The following is an 18,213-nucleotide window of genomic DNA, read 5'->3' on the forward strand; positions in this document are numbered from 1 at the left end:
TTTTCAGTTTAAAAGGTTCTGAATACCGTCTAATTACTTTGTCATTTCTATACATAATGTTTAAAATTATGTAGCCTTATTTCAGGACGGGTCATTTATCGCGCGAACGGATAATAGCATCTGAAGTTACGGTAGTAAAAACCCCCATCATTTCAAACTGGCGCACTACAGCACAACCAAAAAAAGTAACCGACGTTCCAATTCTAGGAATAATAGCATCCACATAGTCCAAATACCGATCCTTATAAAAAATAGTAGGTTTTTGTTTTTCAATAATAATATCGCATTTCAACGGATCGATAACCTCCATTTTATGCCCTCTTTTTTCACCTTCTTCCACCAATCTATCAGTCGAATACAATTCCGCATTACGCGATAAAATTACTATGTTCATTGTTTTTTCATTTTAAAAGAAACTTGTTCCAAATCCACATCGATTAAAAATTTTTGTTTTAAAAACTGTCTTCCAATCAATACGGGAAATTTCATATCGCTTCTCGTGCTTAAAGTTAAGTTAATCTTGTACGTTTTTCCAAAAATTACCACGTCCGATTTCACTTTATATCTATTTTCCTTAAAACCATTGCTACTTTTCACATTCGTGCGCCAAAACTCGGTAAAAACAATCTCCGTATCCCCAAAATTTTGATGTACATCGCTATTAAAACCACATTTTAAAACGCCATTTTCTTCAATAATCTCAGTGCAATGTATGGCCGAAGTATACGCCCCCGTATCCATTTTTACATCAATATTAAACAAACCTAACCCCGGAAAGTCCACAATATCAGTTCTACCTAAAATTTTTTTACTCATTTTTTTACTATTATTTGGGCGTTACCCCTCGCTAAATCCTCGCTAGGTTGAAAAAACCTAGCAGGAAACGCTCACGGTCGGGCTTTCGGCAGTCGCTTTTTTGTGTTGCATAGGTGCAACCACACAAAAAGAGCTCCAACAATGCCTCAATCCCTAACGCGGTTTCATCTGCCAACGTCAATTTTCTACATTAAACAAAAGGCATTCTACTAAAATGGAAGCCTTTTTAAACGTGGCGAAAATATACAATTAGTCCATTCAAAAAACATTTTTAAAAAATATTTTCAACCTCTTATATTTCGGCTATAAGTTATAACATCTATTCCTATAAATTCCTGAGATTCCTATCTAAAAAACATCAATAAAATAATTACCTTTGAAACAATGGAGACCCCCGACTTAGAAATACAACTAAAAACCCTACCCAACCAACCCGGTGTTTATCAATATTTCGATAAAGACGATACCATAATTTATGTTGGTAAAGCCAAAAATTTAAAAAAAAGAGTAAGTTCCTATTTCACTAAAACCCACGATAATGGTAAAACCCGTGTGTTGGTAAAAAAAATAGTGAATATAAAACACATTGTAGTCGACACAGAAACCGATGCCCTTTTATTGGAAAATAACCTGATAAAAAAATACAAACCACGGTATAACGTATTATTAAAAGACGATAAATCGTACCCATGGATTTGTATAAAAAACGAACGCTTTCCACGTGTATTTTCTACGCGTCGTGTTTTTAAAGACGGTAGCGATTATTTTGGCCCCTACACCAGCGGAAAAACCGTTTACACTCTTTTAGATTTAATAAAAGGACTTTACAGTTTACGTACTTGTAATTTTAATTTATCTCAAGAAAAGGTAAACTCCGGCAAATACAAAGTCTGTTTAGAGTACCATTTAGGCAATTGCAAAGGCCCTTGCGAAAACCGAGAAACCGAGGCACATTACAACGAAAACATAAAGGCAATAAAAGAAATTCTTAAAGGAAATTTTAAAGATTCCTTACAGCAATTTAAACAGCAAATGCGCGAACTCGCCGATAATATGCAGTTTGAAGAAGCGCATAAAATGAAAGAGAAAATTCAGGTTTTAGAAAATTATCAAGCCAAATCTACCATTGTAAATCCAAAAATTAGCAATGTCGATGTGTTTTCTATTATGAGCGACGAGGGTTTTGGTTACATTAATTTTTTACAACTATCTTATGGTTCTATCATCCGTTCGCACACTTTAGAAATTAAAAAGAAGCTCGATGAAACCGACCAAGAATTACTAGAACTTGCTATTACAGAAATTAGGCAACGTTTCAATTCCAATTCAAAAGAAATTTACGTGCCTTTTAAAGTCAATTTAGGAGAAAATTTAAAAGTTACCGTGCCACAATTGGGCGATAAAAAACACATTTTAGATCTATCGCTTCGGAATGCGAAATATTTCCGCATGGAACGTTTTAAACAAATAAAAATAGTAGATCCAGATAGGCATGCCAATCGTATTATGGCACAAATGAAAGCCGATTTACGCCTTTCTGAAGAGCCACGACATATTGAGTGTTTCGATAACTCCAATATACAAGGCACCAACCCAGTAGCCGCCTGCGTGGTCTTTAAAGACGGGAAACCCAGCAAAAAAGACTACCGCCATTTTAATATAAAAACCGTGGTTGGGCCAGACGATTTTGCTTCTATGGAAGAGGTGGTGTACCGCCGATACAAACGTTTGGTTGAGGAAAACGAACCCTTGCCACAGCTTATTATTATCGATGGTGGAAAAGGGCAATTATCATCAGCATTAAAAAGTATAGATGCTTTAGGCCTACGACAAACCATTACGGTGATAGGCATTGCAAAACGTTTAGAAGAATTATTCTATCCAGAAGATCCAATTCCCTTATATTTAGATAAAAAAAGTGAAACCTTAAAAGTGATACAGTTTTTAAGAAATGAAGCCCACCGTTTTGGGATAGAACATCACAGAAATAGACGAAGCAAATCGGCATTAAATACCGAATTAGAAACCATTCCGGGTATTGGAGATAAAACTATTGTTGAATTGTTAAAGCATTTTAAATCTGCCAAACGCATAGCCAATGCCAAACTAGACGAATTGGAAGATGTAGTTGGTGTATCTCGGGCTTCTAAAATTTATAGTTATTATCATGAAAAGCAAGATTAACACGTTTTAAATACCATCTGTGGTTGACTTAACGTTATAAAATCATCATAAACCGCTAAAACAAAAGCAGTGATAAAAAAAACCATTATAGCACTACTCATTCTGTTTCTTAGTTTTTCCGCGCAAGCGCAAAACAGAACAGAAAAAAACACACCCAAAGTAGGTTTAGTATTAAGTGGTGGTGGTGCAAAAGGTTTAGCACATATTGGTGTTTTAAAAGTGATTGATAGTTTAGGCATAAAAATAGACTATGTAGCGGGAACCAGTATGGGTGCTATAATTGGCGGACTTTACGCGGCAGGTTATTCGGGAAATCAGCTTGATTCTATTTTTCATGAAGTGGATTTTGATAAACTTATAAACGATGATTTACCTAGAAGTTCTAAAGCCTTTTACGAACGTGATAATGCTGAACGCTACGCCATAAAATTACCTTTTAAAGGTTTTAAAATAAAACTCCCCTCGGCGTTGTCACGCGGGCAAAACACCTATAATTTATTTTCAAAATTAATACTCCCTATTAACCAAGTAAATGATTTTAGTAAACTATCCATTCCGTTTTTTTGTATCGCTACCAATGTAGAAACCGGGCAAGCTATAGTTTTAGATTCGGGAGATTTAACCCAAGCTATTATGGCCAGCAGCGCGCTACCATCACTATATCAACCTGTTGTTATTAACAACCAAGTGCTTATAGATGGTGGGGTGGTAAACAATTATCCTATAGACGAATTACGTGCCAAGGGCATGGATAAAATTATTGGTGTCGATGTACAAGACGGACTTTTAAATAGAGACGAACTGACTTCGGCTCCCGATGTTTTGCTTCAAATAAATAATTTCAGAACTATTAATGCAATGAAATTAAAAACGAAGCGTACCGATATTTATATAAAACCAGATATAAAAAAATACAATGTGGTGTCCTTTAATGAGGGACGAAAAATTATTGAAAGTGGAAAACAAGCTGCTATTAAAAGCTTAGAAATCCTTAAAACATTACCCATACAAAACACAAGGCTCATACTACAGGAAAAAGTTCCGGATAGCATGACTATTAAAGCCATATCAGTTAAAGGAATTAAAAATTACACACGCGCATACGTTTTAGGGAAACTAAAATTAAAAACCAATGAAAAAGTGAGCTACAACGATTTTATTAAAGGAGTAAACAATTTGGTAGCCACTAATAATTTTCGATCATTTCGGTATAAGTTAAACCAAACCGAAAATGATACTTATGATTTGGACACGCATTTAACCGAAACCAAAAACACCACATTTTTAAAGTTAGGGATCCATTTTGATGACTTATATAAAAGTGCCGCCCTTATAAACGTAACTAAAAAGAACTTTTTATTTAAAAATGATATTGCATCCTTCGATTTTATTTTAGGCGATAATGTGCGTTATAATTTTGAATACTTAATAGATAAAGGGTTTTATTGGAGTATAGGATTTCACTCTAGCTATAACACCTTTAACAAAAACATAAGCGCCCAACTGTTATTGGAAGATAGCGAAATAGACGCCACCGGATTAAACAAAATAGGTACAGAACTAAAAGACCAAACCAATCAGTTTTACTTGCAAACCTTGTTTAGAAAAGATTTTGCTTTAAGTTTAGGAGCCGAACATAAACGCCTAGAATTAAGCTCGGAAACGTTTTTATCTACAACAGATACCGAAGATTTTACCTTTGAAAAAACCGATTACATTAGTGCCTTTGCAAACTTAAAACTAGATACTTACGATAACAAATACTTCCCAAAAAAAGGTGTGCTTTTTAATGGCGACATACATACCTACCTTTTTGCTTCTCGTTTTAATGAGCGCTTTGATAATTTTTCGATAGCAAAAGCAGAAATAGGTTATGCGTTTAGTGCCTTGGATAAATTATCGATTAACCTACAAACCAGTGGAGGGTTTAAAATGGGAAGTAAATCGACCAAAACATTAGATTTTGCACTTGGCGGTTATGGTAATAACTTTATTAACAACTTTATCCCGTTTATTGGTCATGACTTTATATCCCTTACGGGGAATAGTTACGTAAAAGCTTATGCCGGGGCTAATTATGAAGTTGCTAAAAAACACCACATTCTATTAGAGGCGAATTGGGCCAACGTTGACGATGATATTTTTGAAACTGGCGAATGGTTAAGTTTACCAGAATATAATGGCTACGGATTAGGTTACGCTATTGAAACCTTGGTTGGCCCCGTGCAAGTCAAGTACAGTTATTCCCCAGATCTTAAAGAAAGTATTTGGTTTTTCAATTTAGGATTTTGGTTTTAATTTACTGACTAATTTACCTATTAAAAAATTACCTTTTCCAAAAAAAAACAATCCATTTGGATAAACGAAACCCTAGCAAATAGCTGCGTTAGGGATTGCAGCGGTAGCTTTTGGCGAGGCGCGCATCGAGCCAAAACTTTTAGCGTAAAGCCCGACCTTTATCCTGAACTCAATTCAGGATAAAGGTAACGCCCTAAATATTATCGTAAGCGTACCATTGCGCAAAAGAGCTCTCGGTTTCTTGTAATTTTAATGAATGTAGGCTGATGTGTTTTGGTAAACGATTTTTTATTTTTTTTGCAAAATCGATCACCATCATTTCACTGGTTGGTTGATAATCTACCAATAACACATTATGGTCGCGCGCTTGAAGTTCCATTGCTAGCTCAACATGTGGCGTGTTTTTATTGAACACGGTGGCATGATCGAAAACATCTACAATTTCTTCTTTTACTATTTTTTTAAGATCGCCAAAATCGATAACCATACCGTATTTTACGTTGGTACTATCTGATATTGGTCGTCCTATAACGGTTACCGATAGTTTATAACTATGCCCGTGTACGTTTTTGCATTTTCCGTCGTAACCATAAAGGGCATGACCGGTTTCGAAAGCGAATTTTTTTGTAATACGAATGTAATTGCCAGCCATTATCTTCTTTTTCTACGGTTTACTACATAAACCACAATTAATACTATAGCTAGGAGTAGAAATAATCCATTGCCACTTATAAATGAGAGAATATCCATTCTATGAAAATTTATCGTTTTTATTTTTATTATATCTGTAAATAAGGTAAGCCAAGAGCACAAGCAAAACAAAAGGCAACATAGAGCCAATAAAAACACCTATTTCATAAGCGCTATCGGGTGCATTTTGTATTTTTTCTTCAATGGTCTTTTCTTGAAAAAAACTTAAGAATAAGCTCATGATAATTTTTAACTTATTTTGTATAATTATTAAGATACAAAGTTAATCTTTTTGAGACAGCGGAATAAATATTTTCCGGAATTTTATAATTAAAGGAATGCCACGCGCCATAATCCAAAAAGTAAGCGCAATGAAAATACCGTGAAGTTGATAGCCCAAATGATCTAACCAAAATAAGATAGGTAAAAAAACGAGTCCGGTGGCACATAAAAGAACGTTTCGGAGAAATTTCATTTTACCTAAACCTTTAAATATCCCATCGAAAATAAAGGCCAACGCACAAAAGGGTTGCATAAGTAGCACTAGCCAAAAGGTGTTATTGAATAAAGCTAAAACTTCGGGATCTTTAGAAAACATTTTACCCAATGGATAATAAAAAATAGCCCCAAAAACAGCTAGAGCAATACCCACAATAATTCCGTAACGTATAAGTTTATTGCTTAACTGCAATAATACCGCGTAAGATTTTTGCCCATACAATCTGCCCGACATAATATTGCCAGCACTGGCATAGCCATCGACAAAAAAAGCCGCAAAAAACCATAAATTGATACAAATGGTATAAGCTGCAATTTGAGCTGCTCCATACCCCGTTGCAAAACGTGTTGCAAAATATAGCGTCACATTTAGGGCTAAGGTGCGTACAAATAAATTAAGAATCATGACCACCAATTTGTTAATCTCTTTATTTAATGGAAAGGTTGGTTTTAAGGGAATATCTGTTTTTTTAAGCAGATAGATTGCTGCCAAAAAAGCCATTATAATTTGAGCAATTAAACTGGCATAAGCAGCACCTTTTATATCCATAGCTGGTATGTAATTTTCTATACCGAACACAAAAACATAATCTAATGCAATATTTAAAAATGCGCCTATGGCCGCAATAACCATAGGGTAAAAGGTGTTTTGCAAGCCCCGAAATACACCAAAAACAGCCATGGTAAACAAGGTGAACGGAAATCCGAAAACACGAATTTTATAATAATCTACACTGTAATCTAAAATAATATCTGTGGCATTGTAGAGTTTAAAAATAGATGAGGCAAAGGGATATGTTCCCACGATAATAATGACGCTTAATAAGGTGATAACAAAAATAGCTTGAGCGGGCAGATTTTTAATTTCATCCAATTTATTGGCCCCCAAATACTGAGACACTATAGATGAAATAGCACTTCGAGTTTGCCCTAAAACCCAAATAAGCATAGAAATAAACGTACCCACAATACCTACGGCAGCTAAAGATTCTGTAGCATTTCTGGCTATATTGCCAATAATAGCCGTATCGGTAATAGACAGAATAGGTTCGGCAATGCCAGCTATAAGGGCAGGCACAGCCAATTTATTTATATATTTAAAACTTATATTTGTACTCACAAGGTTGAATGGATTTTGTATATTTGGGATGCAATTTTTTGTTTTCTATATACTAGAATCATTTTTAATGTTTATTTTTGATGCTTGTAAAAGAGACAAATTTAATGGATAAAATTTGTTATTGGTAAAAAACGAGGTGTAATTACACGACGGGTTTTCATCATTGAAGAACAAAATAAAGCCTTTAGATTATTAAACTTTGGGGATGTAGCTCAGTTGGCTAGAGCGCTTGACTGGCAGTCAAGAGGTCGTCGGTTCGAATCCGATCTTCTCCACTAGTGATAGCAAGGCTTCCAAGACATTGGAAGCTTTTTTATTTTTTGAATTACATACTTTTTGCATATAAACTCTTCTATAATAATTTGCAACTTATTTTAATCTAGCTTTTTTAAATAACCTTAGAACTACAGTATCCACAACAATTGTTATATCATTTTATTTATGGCTTCAATTTATTTTCAATTTCTGGGTTTACTTGTTGCAATGCTCGAGCAAATTCATTTTTATCTTTTGGCGAAATTACAATAACGTCAAATTTACCATAAGTTAGTTCAATTCTGTCTAATGACGGGGCTGGCGACGACATTAAATTGCCGGTTTTAGCTACCGATTTAATCTTTTTTATATCAAAACGTTTGTGATATAAAAATCCGCATATTACTTCTAAAATACCACTTTCGGTAATAGTGTATTTGGTTGAAAAATTCAGATACAAACATAATCCATAAACCAAAAGAAAAATTCCGCCAACCGAAAGAACAGCTTCCAAGGGTTCACTTTTATATATCATATATAAAATTATACCGCCAAAAAGTAACGTAAGAAATATGATGATTTCCGAGCCGAATTTTGATTTAAAAGTTTTCATTGGATTCCAGTAGAGTTATGAGTTTTAAAAGTGCTGCAATATGTTTACATCCACTAAAATAACTATATAAAACTAAAAAAGGCGGTGATAAAAACCACTGCCTTTAATTTATTAATTTGGTAACGCTATTTTAGGGCGTCACAGCATTTAAATTTACTTCTTTTCAAAATCTTTTTTCAACCGAATTGGACTGTCCGGCACTTTATTAATTAATGTCTTTTTTCCATCTTTTTTAATAATTTCAAAAGCGTCGTAAAGTGTTCCTATTGGCGTATAAGCACCATAGTTTATCGTATCTTTAGTTACCGTAATTATTTGAAATAGCTGTGTATATTCCCCACGTCTAACCATCCATTCTTGATCTTTAGATTCGTACATTTTCGGTCCACTTACAGAAACGGCATATATGGTACCGGCATCTTCTACTACAGTTAACCCTCTACCTTCATTCTCAGCATACCCTCGAGCATAGGTATGGTCGTGCCCTTGTAACACCAAATCCACTCCATATTTATCAATTAAAGGTTTTAAAGCTTCTCTAAGTTCTATGTTATCGCGCCCTTTTGCCGTAGAATAAATAGGGTAATGTGTTGTAATTGCAGTCCATTTTTTGGTATTAGATTGTAATACAGAATCCAGCCATTTTATTTGAGCCTCACGGGCTTCCATACTTTCATCGAAACCTTCGCTATCAATAGAAATCACTTTCATATCCTGATAATCGACAGCAAAACAGGTTTCTTTTAAAGCTTCTATAGGCCCATTTTCTGGTAATGTAAATTGAGGTCGCCATAGTGACGATAACACACCATCTCTATATTCATGGTTCCCCGGTGTCATTAAACTAGGTACCGTAGCGTGAATAAAACTTCCCGCATAAAACCATTCGCCCCACTCTAAATTGGCATCTCTATCGTTAATTAAATCTCCAGCATGTAGCATAAAATCGACTTGTGGAAATTGACGATATGAATTACGAATTACTCGGGACCATAAGGATTTCACATGGTTTTGTGCATCTCCAAAATAGATAAAACTAAAAGACGTTTCGTTTCCTACGTTAGCGGTTTTATATTGAAACCACTCACTCCAATATCCTTCGTTTTGCTCGCCGTTACCAACCCGGTAAACATAAGTGGTATTTGGGAGTAAACCATCAACCACCGCAGAATGATAGGTTGCTTTTACAAGAGGTTCGTTTCTATTTTGATTTTCAAATTTTTGAGATGTAGCATTAACTTGTTTAACATCACGCAATAAAAATTCTGGGCCATCGGTGGCTAAAGCTATTTCAACAACACCTTTGGGCACTTGCTGATCTGTTCGCCAGTTTACAGCCAAAGTATGTGCCGCATCATTGGTGAGATTTGCAATAATACGATCGGGTGTGCTAGATGGAAATATTAATTTATGCGCTATTATAGAATCAAACTCCGGATAATGTGTATGGGTGTGTTCAACACCGTTAGCATGGGTATGCTGCGCTTGTGCAGCAACACTAAACACAACCATAATCACTAAAACAATAAAATACTTTTGCCTTTTCATTTTAATTTATTTTTAGCTCAAAACTATTTTATTACTATTATAAAATCTATATCCCTACATCAACTAATTATTAAATATAACCGACCCCATAAAACTTTAAAAAAACACACATGACGCCTTATTAAAAATATTACAGTCATTTAATTAATTCGTGACATAAACTTAAACTAAACATTAAAATAATTATTTAGTATTGATTTTTTGAATTAAGTCCTCAACCAATGCAATTCGTTTAAAAAAAATAATTTCAATATTTCATAAATCACACTGTCTTTAAACAGATTTTTAAATACCATATAAATCTTGATCGCTTCATATAAAAAAACACCTAAATTCATTAAATGGGTTTAAGTATCATACAACACAAATAAGATTTAATATTATGGTTATTCTTTATTCAACTTTATTTGTGTTTCAAGAAACAGAACAATAGTTTTTAGTATCAACAATAGATAGCATCAAAAAAAAATGCCCTATTAAAACTTTTAAAAGCACACAACATGAAAAAAAACAGATCCTTTATTAGAGCCATTTTATTCTTTATTTCTTTTATAATTTTTAATACTTCAGTACTTGGTCAATCAGAAATGTTACCATCAAAAGGTATTTGCGCACATCGCGGTGCCAACGCCACCCATCCAGAAAACACTATTTCAGCCTTTAAAGAAGCTGTACGCTTAGGGGCACAAATGATTGAGTTCGATGTGCAACTTACCAAAGACAACCAGCTTATCATCATGCACGATGCTACAGTAGATAGAACCACCAATGGTACAGGCAAAGTATCCGATTTAACTTTTAATGAAATTCGACAACTCGACGCCGGCGCATGGAAATCTAAAGCGTTTACTGGCGAAAAAGTACCAACGCTGCAAGAAGTCCTTCAAATCATGCCGAAAACTATATGGCTTAATGTCCATTTAAAAGGCTCTAAAAAAGCAGGACTAATAACAGCCGAAACTATCGTTACCGAAAACAGAATACTGCAGGCCGTAGTTGCTGGTGGAAAACAAGCGACTAAAATCATAAAGCGGCTATATCCAGGTATTAAAACTTGCAATATGACCCGTTTATCTTCTCGTGCCAATTACATCAACGAAACCATAAAAAGGAAGGACTATTTTATTCAAATAAAAAGTAGCAGAGATGATGAAAACATGTTAGCTGATATTAAGAAACTCAAAGAAAATGGCATTCACATCAATTATTTTCATTCAGAAAAAGAAACTCAAGTACAAGAATTATTAGATGCAGGAGTAGATTTTATTTTAACCGATAATTTAGCGGTTATGCTGGAGGCCTTTTCTAACACAAACTAACCGCTTACTAAAAATAGTTTTTAGATATATTCCGCTTATATTTACCCATAATAGAACAAAACCCCAAAAGAATGAACTTCAGAAAAGCAACAGAACAAGATGTGTCATCCATTATAAAAATGATGGCCGATGATATCCTTGGAAAATCGAGAGAAAACTTTCAAACCCCTTTACCTATTGCCTATTATAATGCCTTTAAAAAAATAGACTCCGATGACAATCAAGAACTTATTGTTCTCGAAAACGAAAATCTTGAGATTATAGGAACACTCCAATTAACCTTTATTCAATATCTTTCTTATGTTGGCAAAAGTAGAGCACAAATAGAAAATGTATTTATTAGAAAAGACAAAAGAGGACTTGGCATAGGAAAAACCATGTTTAAATGGGCCATAAATAGAGCCAAAGAAAAAAACGCCCACTTAATACAACTCACCAGCGACAAACAACGACCAAGAGCTATTAAATTTTACGAAAACCTAGGATTTAAAGCTACGCACGAAGGCATGAAACTTCACTTTGAATAAAAAAAAGCAAACCTTTAATTATAGAATGATTACCTTTTCATTTTACATTTGTTTTTAATTATTTTTAGAATTTTTTATTTTACAATGAAAATTTTTATTCATTTATTTATATTCCTTTTCACACTGTTAACTCTAGCCCAAGAGTTACCTCCCATTGTAAAATTTACAACCGACCACTATTCTGCAGGTAATCAAAACTGGATGATTTCGCAAGATGAAAACCAAAATATCTATGTGGCCAACAACGACGGATTATTAGTATACAATGGCGCCGAATGGCAAACCTATCCATCACCAAACAAAAGTATTATAAGAGCCGTAAATGTTATTGGAAATAAAATATACACGGGCTGCTATGCCGATTTTGGGTTTTGGAAAAAAAACACATTTAACACACTAACGTACACATCGTTAACCAAAAAACTTGAATCTACAACTTTTAAAGACGATCATGTTTGGAATATTATTGAGCACAATGAATGGGTTATTTTTCAAACTAGTAAAGCGCTCTATTTTTACAACACGGTCAAAAAAACATTTAAAACCATTTCGTCCACTAATAGTATTTATAAAATATTCAAAGTAAAAAATAAAATATACTACCATGTAGCCAATGAAGGTATCTATGCAGTTGAAAATGGAAAACCCAAACGTATTGCAACAGATCGTGTTTTACAAACAGATCGTGTTATAAGCATTTTCGATAACCAACAAAGCTTAGGGATTATTACGCGAAGTTCAGGGTTTTTCAATTTAACAAATCAAGAATTAACAGCTTGGAACATGACTACAGATTCTTTGCTAAATGAAGTTGATATTTTTAGTAGTATTCAGTTAGAAGATAAAAGCTTTATTCTAGGAACTATATCTGATGGACTCATTCATTTAAACGCAAATGGCGATTTAAACTATCAAATTACTCAAAAAAAAGGACTTACCAACAACACGGTTTTATCACTTTTTGAAGATAAAAAGCACCATGTTTGGGCAGGCTTAGATAACGGAATTAATTGCATCAATGTAAAGTCGCCAGTAAAAACATTTATAGATTATCAAGGCGATTTAGGCACCGTTTACACCACACGCGTTTTTAAAAACAACTTATATATTGGTACAAACCAAGGATTATTTTACCGAAAATTACAAGATGTTAATGCCTCTTTTAAATTTATTAAAGGTACGGCAGGACAAGTTTGGGAGCTTTATATTTTTAACAACCAGTATTTATTTTGTGGCCATCATTTTGGAACTTTCTTAATTGAAGATAATACGGCTAAAAAAATAAACAATACCCTTGGCGCTTGGGCGTTTAAACCCATTCCAAACCACAGTAATTTATTACTACAAGGAAATTATAGCGGACTTTTAATTCTTGAAAATACAAATGGAAATTGGACATTTAGAAATAAAATTAAAGGTTTCGAAAACTCATCCAGATATTTTGAAATAAACCACCTAAACCAAGTTTGGCTAAACCACGAATACAAAGGTGTTTTTAAATTAAAGCTTAATGATGCTTTAACCAAAGTAATTCAACTCGACCAGGTAGAAAGCTTGCCTTTTGGCGAAAATTCTAGCCTAATAAGCTATAAAAATAAGGTGCTTTATACTTCGAAAAAAGGCGTTTATAGTTATAATCAATCTGTTAAAAAATTTCAAAAAGACACCATATTAAGTCAAATTATTACCGAAAATCATCAGCCTGCTGGACGAGTAATAACAGATCGTGCTGGCAAATTATGGGTATTTTCTCCAAACCAAATGAGCTACATAACAAACGATGATGTTACTAACCAACCCATCATTAACAACATACCCATTCCTTTGCAACTTCGAAAAGGAATTTCAGGATTTGAAAACATGTCTTTTATCCCCCCTGCCTTGTATATGCTTGGCACCTCAAATGGCTATATTACTTTAGATTTAAATAAAGTACAAAAAAAAACAGAAAACTCCGTCTATATAAATAGTATAACCTTAAAGACTATTGAAGACAAACTAGCGCCTCAAATTTTATATTCTCATGGTGAATTTAAGTACAAATATGGCATGATAACTTTTAACTATGCCTCCCCAGAATACGAAAAATATCTCGACGTAAAATACCAGTATATGCTCGAAGGGCAGGCTAATAAATGGAGTAAATGGACCACACAACCACAAGTTACTTTCGAGAATTTAACCTTTGGAAACTACACCTTTAAAGTTAGAGCTAAAATTGGGAACAACTTAACTAAAAACACAGCAACTTATAGTTTTACAGTAAATCGCCCCTGGTATTTTACTTACACTGCTTTAGCTATTTACTTTCTTTTACTTATAGTCATCGTTTTTATAACCCATAAAGCATACAAACGCCACTACAATAAAAAATTCGAAAAAGAACAGATGGAAAGCGAACAGCTTATTATGCAGATGAAAAATGAAAAACTAAACCAAGATATTGAAAGTAAAAATAGAGAACTCGCTATTTCTACCATGAGTATTATTAAAAAAAATAAAGTTTTAAACAAGATTAAAAAAGAAATTAAAAATAAAGACAACATTGCGGCCATAAAACTCATTGACAATAATATAAATAATAATAAAGATTGGTCCTTTTTTGAGAAAGCTTTTAATAATGCTGATAAAGATTTCTTTGAAAAAATTAAAACAAAGCACCCAGATTTAACCCCAAACGATTTACGTTTTTGTGCTTATTTAAGACTTAATTTATCATCTAAAGAAATGGCGCCTCTTTTAAACATTTCAACTAAAAGTGTCGAAACAAAACGTTACCGTTTACGCAAAAAATTAGGTTTAGACCGCGATGACAGTCTAGTTAACTATATGTTAAAGTTTTAGTAACATTACAACCCCCTTTTTCACCACAACATTACCACTACAACAGCTGGAACCTCCTTATTTTATTGACTTACTGTTTGTTTTTTTTTAAAACATTGTTTAACCGTTTTTACAAGTGGTTCCCGTCGAGATTAGTTGTTTTTTACATTGAATTAATACCATGTTCGTTTTTTATCGGCACTAAAAAACTACAGCCTTATTACGCCTCCATATTAAGTTTACATAGACTTAATTTTATTTCTGAGTTAAAAATTTAATCAAGTTTTAATTTTGACACCAAACTTAAAACAATATTTTTATGAAACTAAAACGATGTAATCAAAAAACAAAAACACTACTGTGTACACTGTTTTTGTTTGTGGCTACAATGTCGATGACACAAGCTCAAAATATAATAAACGGAATCGTACTAGACGAAACAGGAACACCTTTACCTGGCGCTTCAGTAATTCTAAAAGGAACTAATAATGGAACCTCCACCGATTTTGATGGTAAGTTTTCCATAAATGTAACAAAAGATGATACTATTTTAGAAGTATCCTACGTTGGCTATATCACTAAAGATGTTGCTATTTCTAACACTCCTATAACTATTAAACTACAACCAGATATTAAAGCTCTGGATGAAGTTGTAGTAACAGCCTTAGGAATAAAAAGGGAACAAAAAGCACTAGGCTATTCAGTACAAGAAATTAGTGGAGAAACTATTCAAAAAGTTTCTGGTGTAGATGTAGGAACCTCTCTTTCTGGTAAAGTGGCAGGGCTTTTAGTAAACAACTCTACAGATTTTAACACTGCCCCTGAAATCACTATTAGAGGAGAAGAACCGTTATTAGTTATAGATGGTATTGCATACCAAAATAGAACACTAAGCGATATTTCTTCAGAAGATATTGAATCTATGTCTGTATTAAAAGGTGCTACCGCATCGGCATTATATGGTTTTCGCGGTGCTAATGGCGCTATTTTAATTACATCAAAAAATGGAAGCACTGGTAAAAATGGTTTTAGTGTAGATTTAACAACCAACACTATGTTTTCTGCTGGGTTTTTGGCCATTCCGGAAAGACAAAATATTTATGGTCGTGGCACCAACAACACCTATAACATTAACCAAGACCAATCTTGGGGACAAGTTATGGATGGTTCTATTCAAACACAATGGGACCCAATCGCTAAAGAATTTAGAGACTTTGAATATATAGCAAGAGGAAAAAACAATTTTAAAAACTTTTTAGAACAAGGTTATATTACTAATAACAACATTAGTATAGCCTTTAAGGAAGATAAAATAGCCTTAAGAAGTTCGCTAAATTGGATTGAACAAAAAGGACAATATCCTAATTCTAAATTAAACAAGTTCACCTATTCTTTTGGAGGTGATGTTAATTTAGATAAATTTAAACTAAGTTCTAACCTATCATATTCTAAAAGAGAATCGCCAAATATGGGTTCTAACGGTTATACATCCTACGATCCTATGTATTCTTTATTAATTTGGAGCCCTATGGATTGGGATGTGCGTGATTATAAAGATAACTATTGGTTAATTCCTGGAGAACTACAAAATAACCATTATGGATACGATTTTGAGAACAATAAATACAGTGGAAAAAACCAAAACACGCCGTATTTTGATAGATATCAAAAAATAAATGAAGTTTCTCGAGATATCTTTAATGCCGATTTATCAATGAATTACGATATCAGTAATTGGTTAAAAGCAACCGTACGCTCTGGTTTAGATTTTTATGTAGATCGTGGGCAACTTAGAGTATCTAAAGGATCTTACACCTCTACCGGAAACACCTCGGTACCAGGAACATCTTCCACATGGAATGGCTCTAGAACTGGAGCCTACGTAACAGGAAAAAGTCAAGGTTTCAGTATTAATAATGATTTATTACTTTCTGGATCACAAAAACTTTTAGACAATAAACTTGAAGTAGAATACCTTACTGGTGGAACCATTTATTACCAAAGAAACGATAATTTAAATGCAAGTACTTCTGGAGGAATTTCTATTCCAGAGTTTTTCTCACTAAACGCCTCGGTTAACCCCGCTGTGGTAAACGAAAGTATAACTCAACAACAGGTAAACTCTGTATTTGGACGTTTAGGTATATCATGGAACAAATTAATTTATGCAGATATTACAGCACGTAACGACTGGAGTTCTACACTAACAGGTCCAGGAGTTGAGGGGTCTAAAAAATCTTATTTTTACCCATCCTTTTCTGGAAGCTTTGTCGTTTCAGAATTAATAAAAGAATCTACAAGAGACTGGCTAGATTTATTAAAGATAAGAAGTTCATGGACAAAATCTAAAAAACCAGCAGGCATCTATGATATTAATAGTGTTTTTAACACATCACCAGGTACTTGGAATGGTTTAAATGGCGCTAGCGCTCCTAATAATTTATATAATTTGTCTAGCATTAGCCCAGAAAGTGCAAATACTTTAGAAATGGGATTACAAGCTATGTTTCTAAAAAAACGCTTAACAGTTGATGTATCTTACTACAAGAAACACATGTACGATTTTTTACAAACAGGTGCTCTATCGGCAACCTCAGGATACACAGGAGTAGTACTTAATAAAGACGATGAAATAGATCGTAAAGGTTGGGAAGTCGCTGTTAGTGGAACCCCTATAAAAACAGACAATCTACAATGGAATCTTGGCCTTAACTGGTCAACATACAAAGATGTTTATGCCAAAATAGACCAAACTTATACTCAAAACGATAGCAAACCTTGGATTAAAGTAGGCGAACGTACCGATCATTATGTAGGTAAAGATTTCATGACCGCTCCAGGCACTAACGATTATGTTTACAGCAATGGTAGAATTGTAAAAAACCCATATAATACCGTTTTTGGTTACGCTAACCCAGATTGGATATGGGGAGCAAACTCGACATTAACTTATAAAAATTTAAGTTTATTTATATCTTTTGATGGTTTAGTTGGTGGTCTTTCTAGCTCTAGAACTGAAAGTTATATGTGGCAATCGGGTGTACATCCAGATTCTGCAACGCCAGAAAGAGCATTAGACGTAGCGACACCAGGATCTTCAAATTATATTGGTGAAGGCGTTATGGTTACTAGCGGAACGGTTGAGTTTGATACCGATGGCACTATACTTAGCGATACCCGTGTTTTTGAAACCAATACTGTAGCAACCACTTATTTAAGAGCCGTTAAAGATTTACACGCCAGTAGCGCATGGGGTGGCACAGGAACTACAACCGATGCTTTTTCAAGAACCTATCTTAAGTTACGAGAACTATCTTTAAGCTATCAAATCCCTTCAAAACTATTAACTGGTTGGGGCGCTAAAAAAGCATCTATTAGTTTAACAGGTCAAAATGTACTCTTATGGGCTAAGGATTATAAATATTCAGATCCAGATAACAGAGTAGAAGATTTTGCCGATCCATCAGTAAGATATCTTGGAGCCAATCTTAAACTTTCATTTTAATAAAACTAAATGAATTC

Annotated in this window: 12 protein-coding genes, 1 tRNA gene and 1 pseudogene; 7 read left to right on the plus strand and 7 right to left on the minus strand. The window is 34.0% G+C overall.

What is annotated here, in order from left to right; translation table 11 throughout:
- Window positions 1–94: 94 nt before the first annotated feature.
- Window positions 95–394 (minus strand): annotated as a pseudogene (locus FQU21_RS05230) (30S ribosomal protein S6--L-glutamate ligase); the annotation flags it as partial.
- Window positions 391–816, minus strand: a complete 426-nt coding sequence (locus tag FQU21_RS05235) for an ATP-dependent zinc protease family protein (RefSeq protein WP_147676950.1) — start codon at window positions 814–816, stop codon at window positions 391–393. The gene FQU21_RS05235 and the pseudogene FQU21_RS05230, both read right to left, overlap by 4 nt.
- Before the next feature lie 384 nt (window positions 817–1,200).
- On the opposite strand from FQU21_RS05235, the gene uvrC reads away from it, so the two are divergent.
- Together uvrC and FQU21_RS05245 are read left to right on the plus strand one after the other, a co-directional pair.
- On the plus strand, window positions 1,201–3,000 hold the full coding sequence (uvrC, locus tag FQU21_RS05240) for an excinuclease ABC subunit UvrC (protein ID WP_147676951.1): 1,800 nt from the start codon (window positions 1,201–1,203) through the stop codon (window positions 2,998–3,000).
- A gap of 72 nt (window positions 3,001–3,072) precedes the next feature.
- On the plus strand, window positions 3,073–5,298 hold the full coding sequence (locus FQU21_RS05245) for a patatin-like phospholipase family protein (RefSeq protein WP_246124784.1): 2,226 nt from the start codon (window positions 3,073–3,075) through the stop codon (window positions 5,296–5,298).
- Window positions 5,299–5,491: 193 nt separating this feature from the next.
- Here the strand turns inward: FQU21_RS05245 and FQU21_RS05250 are convergent, their stop codons facing one another.
- The 3 genes from FQU21_RS05250 to FQU21_RS05260 form a co-directional block, all read right to left on the minus strand.
- A complete protein-coding gene (locus FQU21_RS05250; RefSeq protein WP_147676952.1) occupies window positions 5,492–5,950 on the minus strand; it encodes a 6-pyruvoyl trahydropterin synthase family protein in 459 nt (152 codons plus the stop codon).
- A 99-nt stretch (window positions 5,951–6,049) separates the two neighbouring features.
- Entirely contained in the window at window positions 6,050–6,229 is a 180-nt protein-coding gene (locus FQU21_RS05255) for a hypothetical protein (protein WP_147676953.1), read from the minus strand.
- 42 nt (window positions 6,230–6,271) lie between these two features.
- Entirely contained in the window at window positions 6,272–7,606 is a 1,335-nt protein-coding gene (locus FQU21_RS05260) for an MATE family efflux transporter (RefSeq protein ID WP_147676954.1), read from the minus strand.
- Between the two features lie 201 nt (window positions 7,607–7,807).
- On the opposite strand from FQU21_RS05260, the gene FQU21_RS05265 reads away from it, so the two are divergent.
- A tRNA-Ala gene (locus FQU21_RS05265) sits at window positions 7,808–7,881 on the plus strand.
- A 164-nt stretch (window positions 7,882–8,045) separates the two neighbouring features.
- Here FQU21_RS05265 and FQU21_RS05270 read toward each other — a convergent pair.
- Together FQU21_RS05270 and FQU21_RS05275 are read right to left on the minus strand one after the other, a co-directional pair.
- Complete coding sequence (locus FQU21_RS05270; protein ID WP_187269328.1) at window positions 8,046–8,396, minus strand: PH domain-containing protein; 351 nt, start codon at window positions 8,394–8,396, stop codon at window positions 8,046–8,048.
- A gap of 231 nt (window positions 8,397–8,627) precedes the next feature.
- Window positions 8,628–10,022, minus strand: a complete 1,395-nt coding sequence (locus tag FQU21_RS05275; protein WP_147676956.1) for a purple acid phosphatase family protein — start codon at window positions 10,020–10,022, stop codon at window positions 8,628–8,630.
- Window positions 10,023–10,522: 500 nt separating this feature from the next.
- Here FQU21_RS05275 and FQU21_RS05280 point away from each other — a divergent pair, with 500 nt between their 5' ends.
- The 4 genes from FQU21_RS05280 (at window position 10,523) to FQU21_RS05295 (ending at window position 18,196) form a co-directional block, all read left to right on the plus strand.
- On the plus strand, window positions 10,523–11,341 hold the full coding sequence (locus tag FQU21_RS05280; protein WP_147676957.1) for a glycerophosphodiester phosphodiesterase: 819 nt from the start codon (window positions 10,523–10,525) through the stop codon (window positions 11,339–11,341).
- Window positions 11,342–11,412: 71 nt separating this feature from the next.
- A complete protein-coding gene (locus FQU21_RS05285) occupies window positions 11,413–11,868 on the plus strand; it encodes a GNAT family N-acetyltransferase (RefSeq protein WP_147676958.1) in 456 nt (151 codons plus the stop codon).
- An 84-nt stretch (window positions 11,869–11,952) separates the two neighbouring features.
- Window positions 11,953–14,712 (plus strand): triple tyrosine motif-containing protein, encoded by a 2,760-nt coding sequence (locus FQU21_RS05290; RefSeq protein ID WP_147676959.1) that lies wholly within the window; start codon window positions 11,953–11,955, stop codon window positions 14,710–14,712.
- Between the two features lie 298 nt (window positions 14,713–15,010).
- Complete coding sequence (locus FQU21_RS05295) at window positions 15,011–18,196, plus strand: SusC/RagA family TonB-linked outer membrane protein (RefSeq protein ID WP_147676960.1); 3,186 nt, start codon at window positions 15,011–15,013, stop codon at window positions 18,194–18,196.
- Window positions 18,197–18,213: the final 17 nt, after the last annotated feature.

The organism is Algibacter pacificus (genome assembly GCF_008033385.1).
In the GTDB taxonomy this organism is placed as follows: Bacteria; Bacteroidota; Bacteroidia; order Flavobacteriales; family Flavobacteriaceae; genus Algibacter; species Algibacter pacificus.

Coding starts and splice junctions, on each gene's coding strand:
- FQU21_RS05290 (WP_147676959.1), top strand. CDS start 11,953: ATGAAAATTTTTATTCATTTATTTATATTCCTTTTCACACTGTTAACT.
- FQU21_RS05295 (WP_147676960.1), top strand. CDS start 15,011: ATGAAACTAAAACGATGTAATCAAAAAACAAAAACACTACTGTGTACA.
- FQU21_RS05255 (WP_147676953.1), bottom strand. CDS start 6,229: ATGAGCTTATTCTTAAGTTTTTTTCAAGAAAAGACCATTGAAGAAAAA.
- FQU21_RS05235 (WP_147676950.1), bottom strand. CDS start 816: ATGAGTAAAAAAATTTTAGGTAGAACTGATATTGTGGACTTTCCGGGG.
- FQU21_RS05250 (WP_147676952.1), bottom strand. CDS start 5,950: ATGGCTGGCAATTACATTCGTATTACAAAAAAATTCGCTTTCGAAACC.
- FQU21_RS05280 (WP_147676957.1), top strand. CDS start 10,523: ATGAAAAAAAACAGATCCTTTATTAGAGCCATTTTATTCTTTATTTCT.
- FQU21_RS05275 (WP_147676956.1), bottom strand. CDS start 10,022: ATGAAAAGGCAAAAGTATTTTATTGTTTTAGTGATTATGGTTGTGTTT.
- FQU21_RS05270 (WP_187269328.1), bottom strand. CDS start 8,396: ATGATATATAAAAGTGAACCCTTGGAAGCTGTTCTTTCGGTTGGCGGA.
- uvrC (WP_147676951.1), top strand. CDS start 1,201: ATGGAGACCCCCGACTTAGAAATACAACTAAAAACCCTACCCAACCAA.
- FQU21_RS05285 (WP_147676958.1), top strand. CDS start 11,413: ATGAACTTCAGAAAAGCAACAGAACAAGATGTGTCATCCATTATAAAA.